Here is an 18,985-nt window from a genome sequence, read left to right as displayed (position 1 = left end):
TTAAAGAATTCTGGATTATCAATGAAATAAGATTCTTGTAGTCCACTAGGCCGTAATGTATGTGTATACAACAGGTAGATGATTGTAAAATTTAAGCCCCAAAGAAGGGGCTTAGTAGCTAGAAAAAATATGCGTTTGACTATCTGCTTCTACCGAAAAATAATCGTTTATAAATAGATCACGTGCAAAAGCCTCATAATCAAAATAAAACAGCAAATCTTCCGGTATTGCACTGCTGTAGCAGTCATCAAAAAGCGCACGGGCAAAATCAACTTCACTATCATAAGCACCGTGGTAATTCTCCTCTAACATCCTCTCAGCATCCTCAATTGAGTAGTAGCTAAAGAGTTCAGCACCTAATTCCCCTTGCTTCATAATGAAGGAGGCAAGCTCAGCAACATCATTGATGCTGTCATACTCGCCAATTTGAGCACCACCAAATCCTTCAAAATCATGGATTGCAAATTCCTCTGCATCCTCAATGGGGCTGTTAGCCAACATTTTATGAATTTCATCATAAATGGTGTTTACATCCTGAGTTGCATCAATCCATTCTCCGTGTAGTATGCCATTGTTATAAGCTGCAAGACATGCAACATAAATTTGAGGTGTATCCATTTTTAAGACTCCTTGCAAAAGGAGTGCTACTCCCTAAGCAGAAATAAGCACTCCTACTTAGGGTTAAACTAAATTAAGGTGAGGATGTTTATCCTCTAAAAGAGAATGCAATTTCTTGCTTAGCTGTTTCATTTCCTCTATATCTTGTGCCGAAAACTCATGACGCAAGGTATTAAGTTCATTGATGCAACAAGCTAAATCAAAAAATACGTATTCCTTTCTTGAGATGGTAAAATTCACATTTTTCATGGTTTCCTCCAAAAATTGGGAAAACCATCCCATCAGGGAAGTATTTCCCAGATGATTAAAAAATGAGTTATCCATATTTGATTACAACAAGTCTGGTTGATTCGCCTAATTTTTAAAGAGCAGCCGTTCGCAAAGAATAATTGCGAATGGATAAAAAGGTTTAAAACAAGAGATTTTAATGTGGTTTCACCCTGGTGGGTGATCAGTGATCGAAACTGAGGTTCCCGACTTAACGTTCTGCCACAAGATTAGGGAATGATAGTGGCTTTTCACAAGACCAATTGGGTTTCGCCAGACTCTCACTGGCTCTTCAGTTGTGTTATACTTAGTACTCTAAACTATTATAACAAGCAAATCAATCAAAACGTGTTTTATTTTTAAATTTAAAAAACGTTTTGATTGATTTTCAGCCGCAATAAATTCTTGTGATCGACAGGCGAGAGTGCCCTAATTCGAGGCTAATCATTTGACGTGCTTTTCTATCTATGGCTTTTTCTATTGGATTCATGGCGTTGAATTTTATTCCACCTTCAAATGGACATGGCATTCCTTGGCTTTGTGGATCAAATAATTTAGTGAGTTCTCTATATCGTTTCTGGGCGTAGGCATGTCTTAATCCATGCAATTTACTAACTCCCATAGATTTAGCTTGCTCTTCATACTGACTTAAGTGCTGCTTATAGGTCCTATTTGATGGGATGAGAGATTCTCCTGTACGAACTAACTGAGAAACCTTCGTTAACCATTGACGTTGTGCTTCATTTGTGATGTTTAATGTTCGGCCTATACCTCCTTTTGTCCAACTGGGTTTAATGATCAAGCTATCTCCATGGTGTGCTTCGCTTAGTGTGAATTTCATGGATTCTTCACGCCTTAAGCCAAAGAGCATTTGGCCTTCAAGGGATAATCTAATGTAAGGATCGGTGCACTTATTTAAATCAATATGATGAATCGCCTTGTTGATTGAGGATACATAAGAGCGTTGGCTGATGTTGTATGCACTATTTTCTGGCTTAATAAGTTTGGGATTATCCAACAGACAGGCTGCTTTGCGTAGTTTGGCCATGTAGTTTTTAATTGTTCCTGGGTTTTTTCCTTCAGATTTCCAGTGATCTACGAGTACATAGATATGTTTTGCTTTTAATCCTTTTATATGGCCAATTTTATAGCCAAGCTCATGTAAATCTTTCACACATCGAAAGAGCATATGACGCATGTCTGATTGGCTGGCATAGGAATGGCCATATGCTTTTTTAACCAATTCATTGATTGAAAATTTTGCCGAACGCAATTTTGTATTACTCATGCAGATAACTCCAAAGCGTGCGTCTGGATTGCAGCCCCATTTCACGCATGATTGTTTGTTTCGCCAGGTAAGGGGACAAGATTTGACACAGTTCTGGATACATACTCTTGGCATAAAAACAGCGGTAGCTCTTTGATGATGACAGGCCTATTTTTTTTATTGCATGGCTGTACGCGTCGCGTACAGAATGATATCCAAAAGTTAAAATCAAACTTTCTTCTTTGCATAGTGTTTGAAGTACGGTATTGGCTTGAGCTTGCCTATCATTTCTAACAGGAATCCTTCTGTCATGGCTGTTTGTGGCAATATCTCTTGTAATCCAAAGTGAATTTTCCTGAATATGGATAGCAGGATTTAGACGCATTGCTTCACTAAGCGTTAATCCAAAATAAATTTGAAATTCGAGCACTATTTTTGCAATAGGATTTGTTAGTATTTCCGAATAATTATTTGGAAATACAGTTGTCTTGGAGCGAATTTGAACGCTTTTAATTCCCAAATGCTGGTTACTAATATTATCAATTGTATGGTCAATACTTTGAAAAAATCTACGAATGAGGGTCATGTATTTCATGATGGTTTTGGGTTTGATCCCCTCTTTTTGCCAATGAGCAACAAGTTGCACCATATGATCATGAGTAACTGCATGCCATTTGGGGGGAACATGGCCAATATGATATAAATCACGAATCATTTTGTATAATACAAAATGACGGTGTTTTTTCGTGCGGAATGACCCTGTGTGATTGTGTTTACAATACTGATCTACTTGTTGTCTAAGCTGACTTTTTCTCATCTGTAACCCTCTAGAACTTTTTGCCCGGGTATTTTGTTTAGTGTTGGTAGAGCGGCCTGCAAGATTGCAGTACCAGGCGTAGTGCCTCAAGGCTCAGTTCAGGGGCAAATCAGTTTTAAACTACAAACTTCTATTGACCTGATTACATAGGTACTACTTTTTTATGGTGGTGATCTCCTTAGGTTTAATGGTTTTAAATACAACAAAGTCTCTACGAACTATTGTTGCGCACGGGCAATACAGAGAGGGTATTGTGAGGTTCAATTCTTAAAGAATTGTATTGCTTTTCATTACAATAGATTCTGCGAAGTGCAGATGGTGTTTTGTTCTCGACTTATCGTTCTACCACAAGATTAGAGAATGAGAGTGGCTATTGCATAAGACCTGTAAGGTTTCGCCGGAATCGCACCGGTCTCGTCAGTTATGCTTAATATTACATTAGCAAAACGATTTGTGTTGGACAAGGGCTTTTGAATGATTATTTTGAGCAATCGCGTTGCACGCGCTTGCTCAATGATGAATAGTGGGTTGAATTTATTGAAAAATTTCGCAGCCCTTAGGCTGCGTCACTGCGGATAAATCCTCAGTGACGCAGCTATTTAGATTGTATGATTTATATTTGGCTCTATTTTCACGAGCGAGAAGTAAGGCTTTACCTATACATTGCTGAGTCAATCCCATCATCAACTTTTAAAAGCTCAATAAACAGTCGGCATTGGATTGTTTATTATCACAAAGGTCAATTATTGTTTGGAAATTAACATAATGGTTAAGCAAATAACATAATCATACTACTTATTGAAAGGGGGAAGGTGAGCTATCTTTGTTGACTGTTTCTTCAACCGTTTCAGAGGGTTGTACCTTATCAGATCGAACTTCGGTTATAGCACTTCGATATCGTTGAGTTACATCCCGAGCAGACTCTAACTTAGCCCCTTCCTGTGTTTCATGAACAGGCACATCAACTCCATACGCATGTTGTGTCTGTACTTCATGAGTGGGCTGATGGCCTGGCAATTTTGAAAGAGCATCAAAAAATGAAGCGTGTTCATGGCACTCTGGCAAAGACTGTTCAAATAAGTATTTCGGAGGGCCATGAAGAAAATGAATGGTCACTTGATCTCCCTTAATGCTTATTTTGAAATCTTGATTCTTTTCAGGTAAAAAGTCAGTCTCTGAGACTCGCACCAATTTTATTTCACGATCGAATTCTTTGCATATTAAACCGCCTTCTTTGATGTAAATTTCTCGTTTCTCGCTGAATGGGTTCTTATATATTCCCTCAAATGTTTCCAATGATGGGGTGAATTCTTTCTTTTCTTTCTTGTATTTCTGTGCTTCATCAAACCATTCTAAACGCAGTTTTTTGGATTTGTCATTGGGTGATGACTTAGTTGCTGCGACGAAACACCTTCTGGCTTCTTCAATCTCGCCCTGATCTTCGGCAATCATCCCCTCAATTGTTTTTTGGTATCCTTCATCACTTTGAGGATATTGAGGCATGTGTTCAAAAAGCTCTTGCATATCGCCAATTGGCGCTAAATCAGGAGAACTCAATATTTGGGTAGCAATACTCATCCCATGTTCAGAATTTGTAAAAAATGCTGCACCTTTTTTATCTGTTACATTGATCGCAATAAAAGATCTCGTATTAAGGTTTTCACCATATTGATATGCGATTACCTTACCTGAATCTATATATATATGCCAACCTAACCCACAAGTATTCGTGATGCTGTAAGTTCTTGTTGGCACAAGTTTCTCACTTAGGGCCTTGATTTCTGGTTGTGTAGACTCATCTAATGCGCCTTTTAAATCATCAAATTCCACTTTGCTGAAACTTACACGCTTATAATTATCATCTGTTGCATTTTTTAGGTATTTGGCGGTGTTACCCGCTTTGCTTAGAAGTTTGAACTCTTCTGGTGTCAAATCTGAAAGTGCGAAACTCGTTTCAAACTCAAATGCTTCTTGGAAGGTAGGATCGTCCATATTCTTTAACCAGGCGGCCATGAATTTTGAAAAATCATCGGCTGTCGTAAGTAGTGTACCTGCGGCATTAAGATGAGGGGTATGACCTGCTTTTGATGTCATTGCCAAGACATCGCTTTTGAATGATAGATTATTAAGTTTCGTTGCTAAGTTTGTTAGATCAATCTCTGGAGGAATGGGTGCTGGTTCACTCATTCCTTTTACATAGTACTCACGGGGATTTTCAGATAAATAAATTGTACCGTTTTCAGATTGGTTGAGATTTGACAACGATGACATCAATGCCAGATCATACTTAAGGTTTGGGATGCTCTCATAGATTGATGTCGGTTTTCCCAGCTCAGTATGAACGGCTACAATATTGGCCCTACTATCTGGTTGCGGTAAAAATGTAGAGTGATCCAATTCTAAAGGCTTAAACACATACCTTTTAGCTAACTCTTCTAAATCTACTTTTTCACCTAAAACTTTACTCATTCTGGTCTCAATAACTTTTTGTAAGTAAAGGATAGCTTCACCTGAATAGGAGTATCCCTTGCCTAGGTCTGATTTATCATCAAAGGATAGTGAAGAAGATAAATCTGATCCTGATCCAAAATTGGGTAAGCCTGTGGTGTGGGACAATACATGTCTGGCTGTTAATTGTTTAACCTTCTCAGGATACGTACCCCTTTCCATAAATCGTTCATATTGCAGAATATCATGTAATGGTTCATCCAAATCGATATGTTTTTCCTTGACCAATTGTAACACTAAATAAGTAAATACAATTTTGCTCAGAGAGGATGCTGGAAACTGGGTATCATTATTTACTGAATCGGTAGATTGTGTGTCCTTTTTGCCAACAGAGAGTGAGGTTCTTACAAATTCATGTTCGCTTTCTTCTTTGGGTTCAACATAAGCATACCCTGTAGCCGGAATATGGGCAGGCTCTGATATTTTTTGTAAAGCATGAATAGAAGGTTTAGTCATAGTGTACTTAAAAGAACCTCGTGATATATTTATTATGAAACAAATCTCTGTACAGGATCGTTTTAGTTTTTACCTCTTACAAGTGCAAACCAACCTTAGAGATAAAGTATATCTTACTTACTTCCATAAAATTAGAAGTGACAAATAGTTATTGTAAAAATTACCAATGATATTTGGTCTAGTTTAGTTACTCTTTAAATTCGCTTGTAGGCCTGGGTCCTTTTGATATATCAAATGGATTTGGTGATTTATAAGAAGCAACAGCTTCGTTCTCAGCAACAACCTTTTGTTTAGCATCAGGATTAGTCTTAAAGTCAAGATCTGCCTTATAGTTGTTATTGGGAATTAGGTTCTTATTAAGAAGTCTAGTAACAAATTGATCATATAAATTTGGATCAGGAATACTAATTTTCAGATCATTTCCTTTTCTTGAGATGCTTATATTTTGTGCATTGACTTCATCAGTAAACATTTTGAGCTCATCTTCAATCTTATCATAAAGCTCATTTAGATCCTTTTTATCGTTAGCACTGAGAGATTCATTACCTTGAAAATAGATTAATCCCATAGCTGAATCCAATTTAATCGAAAATACAGCTAAGTCATTATTAAAATTATAAAGGAAATCTTCATCAGAGCTCCAAACCGCACTATCTTCTAAATAAGAGGATAATGCTTTAACTTCTATATTTGTAGGTACATATTTTGGAGCAGGGGCATTATCTTGTGGGGAGTTTTCACCTTTGACTTCATTACCACCACCAGCTCCTCTGCCATGACCTCTGCAAATAGGCAAACCAGCCGCACGGCACATACCGCAGGGATTACTATCAAGAGCCTTTGATCGTTCATCCCTTTTATTTTCTTTTTTACTTTTCGGTTCAGCTGGCATTTTTCACTCCAAAATATCGTAAATTTTTGTTTAAATTTTAACCCAATGGGTTGCGTTATATAACAATATTTTTGTTTTTTTACGTATATTTAACAAATTATATTATCAAAAGTTACAGAAAGGTTGATGATTATTAAGAGCACACCATTTTTTCAATACATTACTGAGTTTCCAATGCAGGCAGAAAAACATGTTAAAATTATGGAAAAGAAAATGCAATATTGAAGTTTCGGAAGAAGTCCAGCCGTATTTTTGCAATTAACTTTGAAGGTTTAGTTCTAGCATCTCCAAGCCTGATAATCACCAATCAAATTTTGAATCTTCGTCATACGATATACCTTAATTTGCCAATTTATTTGTTGATGCCGAGCTACTGATCTAGATCGTCTGTTTCTACTGCTCGGACCATATACGTGATGACACCTATCTGCATTTCTTTTTCGCACGTAATTTTTTACGGAGGTTTGAACAAGGTGAATGTCCTTCATACTACTAGCCGGATAGCGGGTATAATAACGCGACATTTTTGACTTTATAACAGCATGGATCCTCAGTGGTTGTGCTGCATCTTTGAGACACAGATGAAGCTTCTTAAACAACCCGCAATCGAACCTGGATGCTCTTCTTGGACGGTATTTGATTGGTTTGTAGTTGCATCATACATGCATTTGTAATTCATGGCTGCGAAAATACCCAAAAGTTCGTTGGTAATGTTGAAGGCCGTTATTAAATCGCTTTCTTCATAACTATCTAACCAAGAGGAAACACAGAGCCGCTGTAATGTTTGATACTGAAAGTCATCTGGCTTCATATTATAGAAATAAGTCAGGTTCCATAAACAAGTATTTAGAGAGAAAAATGGATGGCCAATCACTGTTTCTCCCCAGTCAATAATGCTTAGCTCCCCTGTTTTTTTGGAAACTAGGATATTGTTATCCTGAAAATCGCAATGATTGATGGTTTCAGGGATCTTGTACTGTGACAGTCGTTCACATAATTCTACACAGAAATCATAAGCTTCATTTAGCGTAGTTATTTCTTTTTGAGATAAGCCATCAGCAACTAATAGCTCCGTTTCTTGAATAAGCTCGCGGTACAACTATTGAATGGGCTGGTTCGACTATTTTTTGAACGGAAACCAGCCTACAATCATTAGATTCCAGATAATCCACTGCCCATTGAATAGCTGCATCATTATTTTTCATGCTTCATCCAGGTATCGTGCAACCTTGACACCACATGTTGCACATTCGCCTTCAAGAGTAATTGTCCTACTATTTTCTATAGCAACGGGGGATATCATTCTGCATACGCCACTGCATTGACCACACCAGACATTATTTAAAATTAATTCTTTCTGCGTTACTTTTTCCCATAGTTGGAGCGCTTTTTTTGTGCCACGAACACCTGCGCTTTCCGGGATCATGGTTCTTTGTTTTGCCATTTCCCAGTAGCGCATTAACTCATCAAATGATTTGCCCTGTAGATTTTCCAACCCCTGTTCTTTAGCAATAGCCCTTACTGCATTTAAACGATGTTCAAATTTATCAAGGCTTTTGCGCAAGGTAAGCTCGGTATCAAAGTTACAATAGGTACATAGCGAAAATACCGCATGCAGTAGATCACCTATTTCATCCTGCAAGGCTTCTCTGTTGTCTTTCGCCTCCAGATGCTCTTCAATTTCCAAACATTCACTGCGAATTTGCGCCATAATTTGGGCATTGGTTTCCCATCGCAGGCCCAAAAGAATGGCTTCTTTCTCTAGATGTTCAATGTCATCAAAAATGGTTTGTTTCATTCTATTATTCCAATTCAAAGCTCACTATAAAAAAATGAATCATTGCTTAACTTCAAGGTCCTTGTTACTCGTGCTTAGTCAGGTGTGTTTTATTAACAAACCTTTTTAACTTATGCGTGGGATAACAGCGGAAACATCAACTGATTTTCATCGAATAAAGATGTCTTGTCTTCCTCAACAAAAAGCATTTCATCCTTTGCTTGTTCATCGACAGGTATTATCTCATAGGATGAACAATCTTTTGGAACAAAACCAAGTCTTACAGTATCTGTGGTTTCATCACTCAATGCATGGATAATATCGTCTAAATTGTGCTCTTTTTTGCTATATACGTCCAATAGGTGCAGTTGTCGTCCTTTTATTTCAGCAATCGCAATGGCATCCAATTCAGGCAAGTAGAACACATTGTCTTTATATACAGTGATACAATAAAACATTACCAGATCGGCGTTTTCTTGCATGGAGATCTTGCCATATGGATCGGTGTTTTGGGCATAATCATAAAGTTGTTCCCTATTTTCTTTTTTATTCATATTCAATTTGACAAAGCTAGCTTGCGTTGAGGGTGTTGTTGTTCGCTGGTATTGATACTCTTTAACTGATTTAAATCCGAGTTTAGGATAGAAGCCCCATACCGTTGAATTAGCAAAAAGATAAATCAGATGATTATCTGCTTTCCAATCTTCAAAGACTTTTTCCATGAGCATTCTACTTAAGCCTTGATTTCTGTAGGCGTCATCTGTCATTACAGTGCCAAGCTGGATGGTTCTTTGTTTATGGCCAAAGATGCTAAAATCTATTATATTTACTGAAACATTGGCAACGGCTTGTTCCCCATCAAATAAGGTATAAGGAATGTATTTGTCGCGCCAATAGCCTGATTGGTACCACTCTTCAAAAGATAAATCAAAGGTTTTGACTGCAAGCGCATTAAATGCAGTGCGTTTTTTATCGTCTTGTTGATAGCCCTTAAAAAATATAAGTTTTTTCATTTATTACCTTTGTTAGAGAAACATATGCTGTTACCCGTTGCTTCACAGAATAGAGTATACCCTAGATTGACATTGCAAGATTGAGGTATGTTGAATAATTACAGTAAGATACATTCAAAGTTTAGAAATTTATAAATTTAAGGAAATCATTTTGCCTACTATTGCAAACAACAACAAATTTTTCAGTTTTTTTCTGAAAGTCTCCACACCATATCGGTGGTGGTTTCTAGCAATGAGTATGGTAGGTATCTATTCAGCTATACACAGTGTTATTCAACCTTATGTACTTAAGGTTATCCTAGACCGGGTAACTACATCTGGAGCAAACTCCTTTGTTTCGAAGTGCCTACCACCCGCTTTATTACTAATTATTCTCGGTTTTTTAATCACTCTTTTATGGAGATTTTACAACTATTTGGTACTCAAATCATTACCAAGGATAAAAGCTGATATTGTAACTATTGCCACGGAGCACTTAAGAAACCAATCCTATGCATTTTTTCAAGATAGAATGAGTGGCGAGATCAGCGCTAAAATTTCAGATTTAACCAATAACATCCAAAATGTTGTCAATTCATGGTTCAATATCTCAAGACAAGCTTTAACTATCTTATTATCAATTTTTATAGTAGGAACGGTTAGTTGGTACTTTAGCGCTACTTTTCTTGTTGTATCAGCTGTTTTTATCTATTTATCGTATTATTGTGCATCCAGCATTAGACCCTATGCAAAAGATTATGCAGAGGCAAAAACTAAATATTCTGGCGCCATCGTTGATTGTTTTAGCAATATTTTAAATGTGCTGCTATTTGCAAGGGAAAATCACGAAGCAAAATATTTAGCCCACAATACAAATCTGGCTTTAGAAAAAGAAACTAAAATGCAGGTTAAAAATATGCTTAATGCTTCATTGCTTGGTTTTTTTGCCTGGGTTTTACAAAGCACATCTATATTATTATTGGTTTATCTTGGTGCAAAAGGCCAAATTACAGCTGGTGATTTTGCTTTTGTATTTATCTTATCCATAACGGTTATTGATCAAATTTGGTATTTAACTGAAAGTTTATTGGTAGTTGGAGAACAAGCAGGTATTTGTCAGAACGCTCTCGACACCATTTTCACTCCTCATTTACAACCTTTAAGCTCGATAGATAGTAAACTAAGAATTCAAGAGGGGAAAATTGAATTCAAGGATGTAAATTTTAACTATATTGAAGATAAAAAAACTATTACCGATTTTAGTCTAACGATAAAAGGCGGCAATAAAATTGGGTTAGTTGGCTTTAGTGGCGCAGGAAAAAGTACCATCGTACAGCTTATGACTAAATTATATGATATCGATAAAGGTGATATCTTAATTGATGGTCAAAGTATTAAAGATACTCATAGACAAAGCCTGCGAGAACATATTGCTTTCATACCCCAAGATCCCTCTCTATTTCATCGTTCTATCTTTGAAAATATTCAATATGGTTGCACAGAAGCCAATCTTGACCAAATCATTAGAGCTGCCAAGCAAGCCCATGCTCATGAGTTTATAAGCCAACTGCCACACGGATATGAAACCTTGGTTGGAGAAAAAGGTGTTAAATTATCTGGCGGGCAAAGGCAGAGAATAGCGATTGCAAGAGCCATTTTAAAAAATGCGCCCATTTTAATCTTAGATGAGGCTACCAGTTCGCTAGACTCCATTACAGAAGAACTAATCAAACAGTCTCTGAATTCCGCAATGAAAAATAGAACAGTTATAGTCATTGCTCATAGGCTTTCAACCCTCCTGTCAATGGACAAAATTGTGGTTATGGATCAAGGTAAAATCATTGAGCTAGGTAGCCACAGTGAGTTAATTATTCTGAATGGTTTTTATAAAAACCTATGGGATGCTCAAAGTGGTCATAGCCTTATTTAAGATGATCTGTTGCCATACCTTCTCAACTTCTATCTGAATTGAAGCACCACCAATGTTGGTAATTAGTATAGAGGAGAGAAATTGGGCGATAAAATCTATTATCCTTATCATTTATATATACAGTTGTACGGAGATAAATTGTTTGCGTCACTGAAACTAATTCTCAGTGACACAGGGAAGTACAGCAAATATTGATATTTAGCCTTTGCTTTTGATAAATGTATCGTGAGATATGAATTGAGATCCTGGGCCTTCAGTAAAGCTAGACATTTGATGTGCAATAATTGCAATTGTATCAATTTTCTCTTTATTTGAATTAATATGCCCTGTCAGTGTAACCACGGAACCACATGTTGGGTAGTTAACACTGAAAGTTATGGCAGTCCCATCAATATAACCAATGATTGGTCTTGCTAAGCCAATTACATCCTGACATTCCTTGGAGGCAACAGAAGTTGTAAAGGTCCCTGTTAGAGAATTTTGTTTATTAAAATTCAGTTCTAGCGTTGAACCACGCGTATTTTGATAAGTTATAGTGTTTTCTGCAAATGCTATATGACTTGCTAATGATAAACTCATCATGACTACACAAGTTCTAATGTTTAATTTCATATTCTTTAACTCCCATTTGTTTATTAATAAATTTATAACCTAGTGTTGTAGGCAGAGTTATTTTAAGGAGTGGTGAAATAATTTTAACTTCGTGAAATCACGGATACACACGTGAAAATTGAGCTATTAATTCCGCACGCGTTTTAACACTTAATTTTTGTTTCGAATTATTAATATGGGCTTCAACAGTTCTTGGAGAAATACTTAATTTCTTTGCTATTTGTTTATCAGTATAACCATCAGATAGTACCGATAATATTTCGTACTCCCTGGGAGTTAAGGCCTTTATAATGTTCGATTGAGGTAATTCAATACTAAAGCCAACAAGGCCAATTATATTGAGTCCTTTATCAAATAGAGGACTCTTCTTACTGATTATATTAACAATAGTTCCATCATGACGTAATATTTGTTCATAAGCACTTAAATCCTCCCCATTTTCAAATAACATTTGATCATTCTTTCTAAGTTGATCTGCATAATGGTGCCATACAAAATGATGGTCTTGCTTATGATAAATTTCGCTAAGCGATTGAAATCCTGCTGATTTGCTAATAAAAAAACCATTTCCCCAGAGATAACATCCGTTCAAATTTTTTACGAAAATTGCGAAATTTAAATCTTGGTAGGCATGAACTGGCAATGATTCTAAATACAATATCTGTTGCGCCATGGAAAATTACCCCACCTACCAATTTATAATTTTATTCAATTAATAGAAGCAAATAATAGCACAATTCATAGGCTGTCCCCAAATTTCAGGGGATTAAAAACTGATTAATGGTGGGGTAGGTAACTCGTTTTTATCTTTTGCACAAAAGGATGCAATTGGTTGCTTAAAATTATATAGCAAAATTTTGCTTAGTGCTTGATTAGTGGATTGTTGATGTTGCTTGATATTACTGAAATAAATATCATCTGAATCAAAGCAACCTGCAAGTCGCAGTAATTTCAAAGTCGCGATTAGCTGGTCATAAACTTCAATCAACTCAGCTAATTTTATACTCATGGGATTGCATACGATGATCTTTGGATAAAACTGCACGACAAAATTAATTTGTTTGTCTTTGAACTCTTTTTTCTTAGTAAGAAGATCTTCAAAGCTTTTAATTTCAGAGGAAAACGTCTTAGTCAATGCATTCAGTTGTTTTTCCATTTCGTAAAACACTTTAAGAGCTACCGGATCTTTTTTTCTACATCTACCAATAACAATATTAATCTTATGCAAAATAGCCTCAATAAAAAGCCTATCCCCACTAATTTTCCTCTCAAATAATTTATACACTTCACGGGTACGAAGGTTTAAAGTAATTTTTGCTTTCATATTAATCTCCAAGGTTATCATCCAATTGGTTAATTGCACGAATAGCGCTTTTGATATCCTTGGGGGCTAATCCATCGTTTACAGGTAAGGGTATTCTTACTTTGTACAGCTCTCCGCCATTCACTAAAACAAAGGCCTGTCCTTTGGGCAATGAGATAATGTCATTCACATCAATCATAGGTACTGCGGTAGTTTGTACTCGATCTTCATTGGTGGTGTTAAAATAAACGCCATCTTCGCCATGAGGTGTGTCGTTGACCATGGAGACTTGAGTGTGCTCGACCACTCCAATTTTTGGTAACACTTTAACTAATAAATTGGCTGTTTCTTCATTTTTTACACGTAACATGATGAGGGTGTTTAGATTTCCTTCAGTCACTTCTGCTTTCGCTTTTGAGCCTAGTGCCACCTCCATATCTTGTTTGGTCTGAGCATAAGCGGTGACCTGAAAACCAGCCCCACCTGCTTTATTTAAAATTTTGACAAACGAGTCTTGGATAATTTCTGAAAGTTCATCGCAATGGAGATTGAGACGGTAATTTGCGTTACTTTCCTTATATATTTTTCCAGCAGTGGATACTAAATCTGACAAAAAGGCTTTACCGACTGCTTGGGCGATATTAGGGTTTGTTAAGCTATCCAGCCCGATATAGATGACTTGTTTGTTTTTTATTGCACTCATCAACTCGATTTCACAATTGCTTTTATGAAATGAAAAGATCCTTGAGGCATTACTCTTATTAATCTCTGATAATACAGGGCCAACACTGGCCGTGATTTTATCGTAATAATTTTTATCCATGATGGCTGCATCAAACAGATCAATGAGTACTTGATCATGAAGGCTTTCAACGTTGCCTGAAGTGATGGTTTTACTGATATGCTCTTGTAAATATTTCACCACCGCTTTTGAGCGGCTCATAGGCGGTGGTGTATTGCCGTATTTATCTACACGGCAATCATTATTAGCGATGATTTCTTCTATTTTTTCATGATAATTTGAATCATGTGTGGGGAGTATGGCATCAGAGTAGGTCATTAGTAGTTGATCCAATCGATTGATGTAAAATCCTATAGAAGTATAAGAAATAAGTTGTTTCATTTCTTCAAGGCAGATCGCTACAATGTTCACGTATTTCCAGGCAAAGGCTGCAAACTGTTTTCCTTCGCCCTCAGCTTGAATGGCATCGGTAACACGTGTAGCAACCTCACTGACTTGATCATAGTTTTTGAGCGGATTGTAGTGAGCAGACAATTCGGGAAAACCTAAATGCACCACTCTAAAATCATGTAATTTGCCACTAGCCTTGCAGGCTGAGTACATATCACGAACTAAATCTAAATCTCCTTTGGGGTCAACGACAATCACTGCATCACCATTTCTAATATCCTGATTGATTAGGATGCTTGCTAGACGTGTTTTGCCAACTCGGGTTGTGCCCACTACAAAAGTATGACCAACTCGAACTTCTTGCGGGATATAGACAGAACTATCTTTTTCACCTAACCCATGTAGGTATGAGCTGCCACCTACAGGTGGATCAGGTTTGAATGGATTGAATCTTGATGGGGTATTAAACAGTTGGGTCAATAATGAACTTTCGTGGTTTTTGCAATAATCACGTACTTTGCGATAGCACGTATTTCGTTGCATAAATAATTCATTTCTAATTTGTTTAATTTGATGTAATCGCTGCGTATGATGAGGCAACCAACGAAACCCTTTCCCAAGAAACAACCATTTCTTGGATAATGGCACTTCCGTGGTGGACAAAGCATAATAAGGCATAGCAATAAGTCTGCGGTGATAATGCTTGATGCGGAAGGCCTGGTATCCTCTAACTAGACCCAATGTCATAAGGCTAAGTGCTGCATAGACTCCCATGTCTTGAGTGAGTAAAAACAGGTGTGGTTTGGCGACAGTCAGCCATGCCAGTGAAGTGCAGGTCAGAAAGGTATAGAATTCAGTGGGTTCACGCAAAAGGTTTTCAACGGGATATTGGCTCATGATTTATCTCCACCAAACCAGTAATTCAAAAAAGATTAGCGCCGCAAGCAGGTAGTATTTTGCTTGCAAAGCCAATTTAATTTGAACCTCATCAAGTTCATGTGGGCGTCGGTTTACCATGCTTGCAATCAGTTTTGGCCAAGCCCAATACAGAGCTAGATAAAACAGCACATGACAGAGTAAAAAACCTATTTGATGGGTTTTGAAAAAGTCATTCATGCTGCTAAATTCAGTACTGAATCGCATCAATTGAGGTGCTAATAACAAAAGCAATACTACTGGCAGAATGAATTTGCTTATGCCTATAATGGACTTATAGAATCGTTTATTTAACACGGAAAAAACTCCTTATGATTAGGAAGAACAACCACAAAAAGTCGGTGGTTTTGAAGGGATTGAAAATATTTGGCAAGATAAGTCTTCTTGCTTTGCAAGCGATTGTTGTCTTTGCTTCCGATGAAAAAGATAAACCACACTATGTTGCGGGGAAGGCAACCGAACTTTATGAAGATGGTGCAATCAGTGGCTCTGAATACGCCAGACATATTCATGGAGACTAGCTTCATTTTACTTTCCCCATGCTGGCTATTTTTGCCCCTTGCTTGATGGTATCCACACCTGAGTTGGCAACTTTGTTACTGTGCTGCGCTGCGTCATTAACCAATGCACCAAGTGCTGCCCCTGCTTCCCCACCAAAATGACTAGACAGTTTTAATAGCAACATGGGTGCAATAAAATAGAATAAAACCGCCATATTGCGCATGGCTGCAATGGCATCGTTTTGTCCTAAAGGATCAAGCACACTGCGCTCGACAAAACCCACCAGTTGCCACAGGTATTGCAGGAAAATCGCCATTATAAACAGACCGCAAATACTGCCTAACGCCTTAGGGTTATAACCACTTAAAGCCAAAATCACAGGAGTCAAGATAATCAGGAAGAAATACAAAAAGGCCTGCATGACAGGTAGTGTTTGCATAATGGCCTCACGCTTTAACGGCGTTGATGTCCATGATTTTGTTAGTTGCCCAATATTTACTAACCCATGTGAAATGGCACCACCAAAAGCCCCATTGGTATTTCCCATTAGGTTTTTCATACTGTTAGCCTGCATGTCACGACTGTCATTAAGCAACATCTTGGCAATGTAGTCTTCTGAGCTTAACTGCGAACCCCAAGCTTTAGGATGGTTATTTTTGAACGTGCGTACCCGGTCTAAAACCGCGTAGTAATTCAGGTGACTGTCAAAGACACTGGCGTTATTGGCTACTTGCACCAAATCTGTTTTGAGCTTTTTCCACCATTGATTGCAGGTGGGATAACCTTGCTCTGGCAGATGTTTGGCATCAATATCACCACGTTCTGCTGCTTTTTCGAGATTTTTGTTCGGGGCTTCGTTAAAGGTAAAGCCAGGTACGGGTTGTCTTGCGTAAATTTTATCATAGTATAGTGTTTGATAGACTTTGGAACCCACCCATTTTAAATCTTCCTCACCACCGTATTTTTTTAAAATGTCATTGACTTTGGTTTTATCGTGCGGTTCATTGTGGTATTGGCTTCGGGCCTCAAGGAAGCATTGTCTGTGAAAATTCAATGCTTGTTCACGTACATCAGCAGGTAAATAGGTGGATATTAAATCGCCTTCAATCGCTTGTAAGCTGTCGGTGCAACCGGTCACTTTCATCAAGCCGTAGGTAATCCCTGACATGTAATTTTGCAAGAGTGCAAAACCAATAGGCATTTTGACATTGGGTGTCAGTACGTCTGCAAATGCTTCATCATAAGTAGTACCTGTATCTTTTAATGTAGAGGTTTTTGCATCTGTTCCTTTTTTTATACCGCACATCGGCTTAAAACTCATGGCTTTTTCTTCCAATGGCACACAGGGGTAGATAAACATGCCGCAAATCAAAAAAGTAATTGCCAATTCATAAAGAAAATGATTCAAGGCATATTCTGCCGCGTGATGTGTAGCACCAGAAGGTGCCAGCACATTTTTTAAGAATCGATACCCTACCATAAGAAAACCAAGGTATAACAAACCCGTTTGCCACAGGGCATTAAAAATAACCTCATATTGTTGCCAGCCTAAATAGGTGGTGTACAAGGATAACGGGCTAAATACGACCATCTTATGCTCCTTTGAAATCAGGTTTCGCATAGACTGCGCCATTTTTAACTTGCGATTGTTCATGATCATCACCAGGCAAGCCCTTGGCTATATCGCTACTTCGCATATCCATCAAAAGACCTAAGGTTTCAGTCATCATTTTTTTACGAACTTCGCTTTCAAAAGCTAAAGAATGAATGTCATCATCGAGTTTCTTTAAGGCAAATTTCACCATATCAAGCGCGGGCTTTAAGTTTTGTACTTCTTGTACTTGAAGACCAGCTTGTAAAATACGGCGCATCATCAAGGCCTTATCGAGCATGTTTTGTACAGCAATTTCCTCGGCCAATTTGGAGACAGTCAAGATTTGTTCTTCACGTGGCATACGTTGTATGGTGATGATGATTTCATCTGTAATCATCAAGTTGGATGCACTAACCATTTTGAGTTTTTCTTCAGTCAACGGCCATTGCTTGTCTACTAGATTCCACAGTGCTTTAGACACATTGGCAGTACAGGTGTTGGAGCTGTCACAATTTTGTAATAACGCGGATAACCCAATGCCAGCCTTGGCATCGTGTTTGGTTTTATCTGTATCTGTAGCGGTGCTTACATGAATATCACCTAATACTTTAACCGCCCATTGACTGGCATCATCCGGTGTTGGCCAAGCATGCGTCATGGGTGTTTTGGTATCGGGCTTCTTTTCATTATTAAGTGGTTTTCGATTCAATAAAATGTTGTAACCGGCAATTACCACATCGTTGATGACTTTGATAGGCCGTTGGTATGCTCCACCAGCATTTCCGCTTTCCCGACCTATCCAGGGCAGTCCATATTCGTCACGTTTTTTGGCAATGCTCTTGGCTGTTGCCGTCACGTCTACATTTTCTGTTTTTGCGCGTTTTGCTGCTTCAAGCCAGCCCTGACTATCAGACACCGAAAGCATACTTTCCATAGGTGATTGACCCTCTTCCAGAGTCTTCTTCACATCCTGGCAATCTTTGACTTTGACACTAAATTCATTCTGCGCGTAACTGGCCGTATTTTGCAGTACGTTATAAAGCGCAGGCATGGATTGTTGTAGCTTATACAGTGGGAAGCCTGCAACAGATCCTTTGAGGTTATCAATAATGCCGCCAGGAATATTCATGGCAGAAGACTTCATATCCTGAAAGGTATTGGTAATGGATACTACAGGATTAAATCCATTACAGGTAAAGCCAAGCCGCCCATCGACATTACCACCAATAGTGATGGTTTGGTCATTATTAACAGGGGGTACATATAGATTGGATGAGCCACCCAACTTGTAATAATAATCCGATTCATTAGGCATAAAAGAACTGGCAAAGAGCATTTTTGATAGCATCAATGCAAGTAAAGACATAGACAGTTTGTGCATGA

The 18,985-nt window shown here is 37.9% G+C and carries 18 protein-coding genes; 2 read left to right on the top strand and 16 right to left on the bottom strand.

Annotation, left to right across the window (positions count from 1 at the left end; genetic code table 11):
• Positions 1-111: 111 nt before the first annotated feature.
• From Lste_RS10925 to Lste_RS10885, 9 genes are all read right to left on the bottom strand, one after another.
• Positions 112-618, bottom strand: coding sequence for an antirestriction protein ArdA (locus tag Lste_RS10925; RefSeq protein WP_019349514.1), 507 nt, complete (start codon positions 616-618; stop codon positions 112-114).
• 63 nt (positions 619-681) lie between these two features.
• Positions 682-867 carry a hypothetical protein gene (locus Lste_RS10920; RefSeq protein WP_230305679.1) on the bottom strand — a complete coding sequence of 62 codons (186 nt, stop codon included), beginning with the start codon at positions 865-867 and terminating at the stop codon, positions 682-684.
• A 406-nt stretch (positions 868-1,273) separates the two neighbouring features.
• Entirely contained in the window at positions 1,274-2,173 is a 900-nt protein-coding gene (locus tag Lste_RS10915; RefSeq protein ID WP_019349516.1) for a phage integrase N-terminal domain-containing protein, read from the bottom strand.
• Positions 2,166-2,969 carry a phage integrase N-terminal domain-containing protein gene (locus Lste_RS10910; RefSeq protein WP_019349517.1) on the bottom strand — a complete coding sequence of 268 codons (804 nt, stop codon included), beginning with the start codon at positions 2,967-2,969 and terminating at the stop codon, positions 2,166-2,168. Before Lste_RS10910 ends, Lste_RS10915 begins: the two co-directional genes overlap by 8 nt.
• Positions 2,970-3,764: 795 nt before the next feature.
• Positions 3,765-5,933 (bottom strand): serine hydrolase domain-containing protein, encoded by a 2,169-nt coding sequence (locus Lste_RS10905; RefSeq protein ID WP_019349518.1) that lies wholly within the window; start codon positions 5,931-5,933, stop codon positions 3,765-3,767.
• Between the two features lie 187 nt (positions 5,934-6,120).
• Positions 6,121-6,825, bottom strand: a complete 705-nt coding sequence (locus tag Lste_RS10900; RefSeq protein WP_019349519.1) for a hypothetical protein — start codon at positions 6,823-6,825, stop codon at positions 6,121-6,123.
• Positions 6,826-7,375: 550 nt separating this feature from the next.
• A complete protein-coding gene (locus Lste_RS10895) occupies positions 7,376-7,924 on the bottom strand; it encodes a phosphotransferase (protein ID WP_019349520.1) in 549 nt (182 codons plus the stop codon).
• Between the two features lie 102 nt (positions 7,925-8,026).
• Positions 8,027-8,623 (bottom strand): MazG nucleotide pyrophosphohydrolase domain-containing protein, encoded by a 597-nt coding sequence (locus Lste_RS10890; RefSeq protein ID WP_019349521.1) that lies wholly within the window; start codon positions 8,621-8,623, stop codon positions 8,027-8,029.
• A gap of 110 nt (positions 8,624-8,733) precedes the next feature.
• Positions 8,734-9,615 carry a GNAT family N-acetyltransferase gene (locus tag Lste_RS10885; protein WP_019349522.1) on the bottom strand — a complete coding sequence of 294 codons (882 nt, stop codon included), beginning with the start codon at positions 9,613-9,615 and terminating at the stop codon, positions 8,734-8,736.
• 238 nt (positions 9,616-9,853) lie between these two features.
• Here Lste_RS10885 and Lste_RS10880 point away from each other — a divergent pair, with 238 nt between their 5' ends.
• Positions 9,854-11,524: an ABC transporter ATP-binding protein gene (locus Lste_RS10880; protein WP_237760466.1), complete on the top strand. Its 1,671-nt coding sequence runs from the start codon at positions 9,854-9,856 to the stop codon at positions 11,522-11,524.
• A gap of 198 nt (positions 11,525-11,722) precedes the next feature.
• On the opposite strand, the gene Lste_RS18800 is transcribed toward Lste_RS10880, so the two are convergent.
• The 5 genes from Lste_RS18800 to Lste_RS10855 all read right to left on the bottom strand — a co-directional run bounded on the left by Lste_RS18800 (position 11,723) and on the right by Lste_RS10855 (position 15,804).
• On the bottom strand, positions 11,723-12,136 hold the full coding sequence (locus tag Lste_RS18800; RefSeq protein ID WP_019349524.1) for an avidin/streptavidin family protein: 414 nt from the start codon (positions 12,134-12,136) through the stop codon (positions 11,723-11,725).
• Positions 12,137-12,233: 97 nt separating this feature from the next.
• Positions 12,234-12,809, bottom strand: a complete 576-nt coding sequence (locus tag Lste_RS10870; protein ID WP_019349525.1) for a helix-turn-helix domain-containing protein — start codon at positions 12,807-12,809, stop codon at positions 12,234-12,236.
• Between the two features lie 93 nt (positions 12,810-12,902).
• On the bottom strand, positions 12,903-13,460 hold the full coding sequence (locus Lste_RS10865; RefSeq protein WP_080445555.1) for an AcaB family transcriptional regulator: 558 nt from the start codon (positions 13,458-13,460) through the stop codon (positions 12,903-12,905).
• 1 nt (position 13,461) lies between these two features.
• On the bottom strand, positions 13,462-15,468 hold the full coding sequence (gene traD / locus Lste_RS10860; RefSeq protein WP_019349527.1) for a type IV conjugative transfer system coupling protein TraD: 2,007 nt from the start codon (positions 15,466-15,468) through the stop codon (positions 13,462-13,464).
• 3 nt (positions 15,469-15,471) lie between these two features.
• Positions 15,472-15,804: a hypothetical protein gene (locus Lste_RS10855; protein WP_019349528.1), complete on the bottom strand. Its 333-nt coding sequence runs from the start codon at positions 15,802-15,804 to the stop codon at positions 15,472-15,474.
• 14 nt (positions 15,805-15,818) lie between these two features.
• Here Lste_RS10855 and Lste_RS10850 point away from each other — a divergent pair, with 14 nt between their 5' ends.
• On the top strand, positions 15,819-16,028 hold the full coding sequence (locus Lste_RS10850) for a hypothetical protein (RefSeq protein ID WP_019349529.1): 210 nt from the start codon (positions 15,819-15,821) through the stop codon (positions 16,026-16,028).
• A gap of 2 nt (positions 16,029-16,030) precedes the next feature.
• Here the strand turns inward: Lste_RS10850 and Lste_RS10845 are convergent, their stop codons facing one another.
• Together Lste_RS10845 and Lste_RS10840 are read right to left on the bottom strand one after the other, a co-directional pair.
• Entirely contained in the window at positions 16,031-17,599 is a 1,569-nt protein-coding gene (locus Lste_RS10845) for a conjugal transfer protein TraG N-terminal domain-containing protein (protein ID WP_019349530.1), read from the bottom strand.
• Position 17,600: 1 nt separating this feature from the next.
• Complete coding sequence (locus Lste_RS10840) at positions 17,601-18,983, bottom strand: integrating conjugative element protein (protein WP_019349531.1); 1,383 nt, start codon at positions 18,981-18,983, stop codon at positions 17,601-17,603.
• Positions 18,984-18,985 lie beyond the last annotated feature (2 nt).

It is taken from the genome of Legionella steelei (genome assembly GCF_001468005.1).
GTDB lineage: Bacteria > Pseudomonadota > Gammaproteobacteria > Legionellales > Legionellaceae > Legionella > Legionella steelei.
Note: the sequence above shows the minus strand (reverse complement) of the source record. Positions and strands in the feature narration are given on the sequence as shown.

Bases quoted from the DNA above. Each gene is read 5' to 3' on its own strand.
- Lste_RS10925 (WP_019349514.1), bottom strand. From the start codon at position 618: ATGGATACACCTCAAATTTATGTTGCATGTCTTGCAGCTTATAACAAT.
- Lste_RS10920 (WP_230305679.1), bottom strand. From the start codon at position 867: ATGAAAAATGTGAATTTTACCATCTCAAGAAAGGAATACGTATTTTTT.
- Lste_RS10915 (WP_019349516.1), bottom strand. From the start codon at position 2,173: ATGAGTAATACAAAATTGCGTTCGGCAAAATTTTCAATCAATGAATTG.
- Lste_RS10910 (WP_019349517.1), bottom strand. From the start codon at position 2,969: ATGAGAAAAAGTCAGCTTAGACAACAAGTAGATCAGTATTGTAAACAC.
- Lste_RS10905 (WP_019349518.1), bottom strand. From the start codon at position 5,933: ATGACTAAACCTTCTATTCATGCTTTACAAAAAATATCAGAGCCTGCC.
- Lste_RS10900 (WP_019349519.1), bottom strand. From the start codon at position 6,825: ATGCCAGCTGAACCGAAAAGTAAAAAAGAAAATAAAAGGGATGAACGA.
- Lste_RS10890 (WP_019349521.1), bottom strand. From the start codon at position 8,623: ATGAAACAAACCATTTTTGATGACATTGAACATCTAGAGAAAGAAGCC.
- Lste_RS10885 (WP_019349522.1), bottom strand. From the start codon at position 9,615: ATGAAAAAACTTATATTTTTTAAGGGCTATCAACAAGACGATAAAAAA.
- Lste_RS10880 (WP_237760466.1), top strand. From the start codon at position 9,854: ATGGTAGGTATCTATTCAGCTATACACAGTGTTATTCAACCTTATGTA.
- Lste_RS18800 (WP_019349524.1), bottom strand. From the start codon at position 12,136: ATGAAATTAAACATTAGAACTTGTGTAGTCATGATGAGTTTATCATTA.
- Lste_RS10870 (WP_019349525.1), bottom strand. From the start codon at position 12,809: ATGGCGCAACAGATATTGTATTTAGAATCATTGCCAGTTCATGCCTAC.
- Lste_RS10865 (WP_080445555.1), bottom strand. From the start codon at position 13,460: ATGAAAGCAAAAATTACTTTAAACCTTCGTACCCGTGAAGTGTATAAA.
- traD (WP_019349527.1), bottom strand. From the start codon at position 15,468: ATGAGCCAATATCCCGTTGAAAACCTTTTGCGTGAACCCACTGAATTC.
- Lste_RS10850 (WP_019349529.1), top strand. From the start codon at position 15,819: ATGATTAGGAAGAACAACCACAAAAAGTCGGTGGTTTTGAAGGGATTG.
- Lste_RS10845 (WP_019349530.1), bottom strand. From the start codon at position 17,599: ATGGTCGTATTTAGCCCGTTATCCTTGTACACCACCTATTTAGGCTGG.
- Lste_RS10840 (WP_019349531.1), bottom strand. From the start codon at position 18,983: ATGCACAAACTGTCTATGTCTTTACTTGCATTGATGCTATCAAAAATG.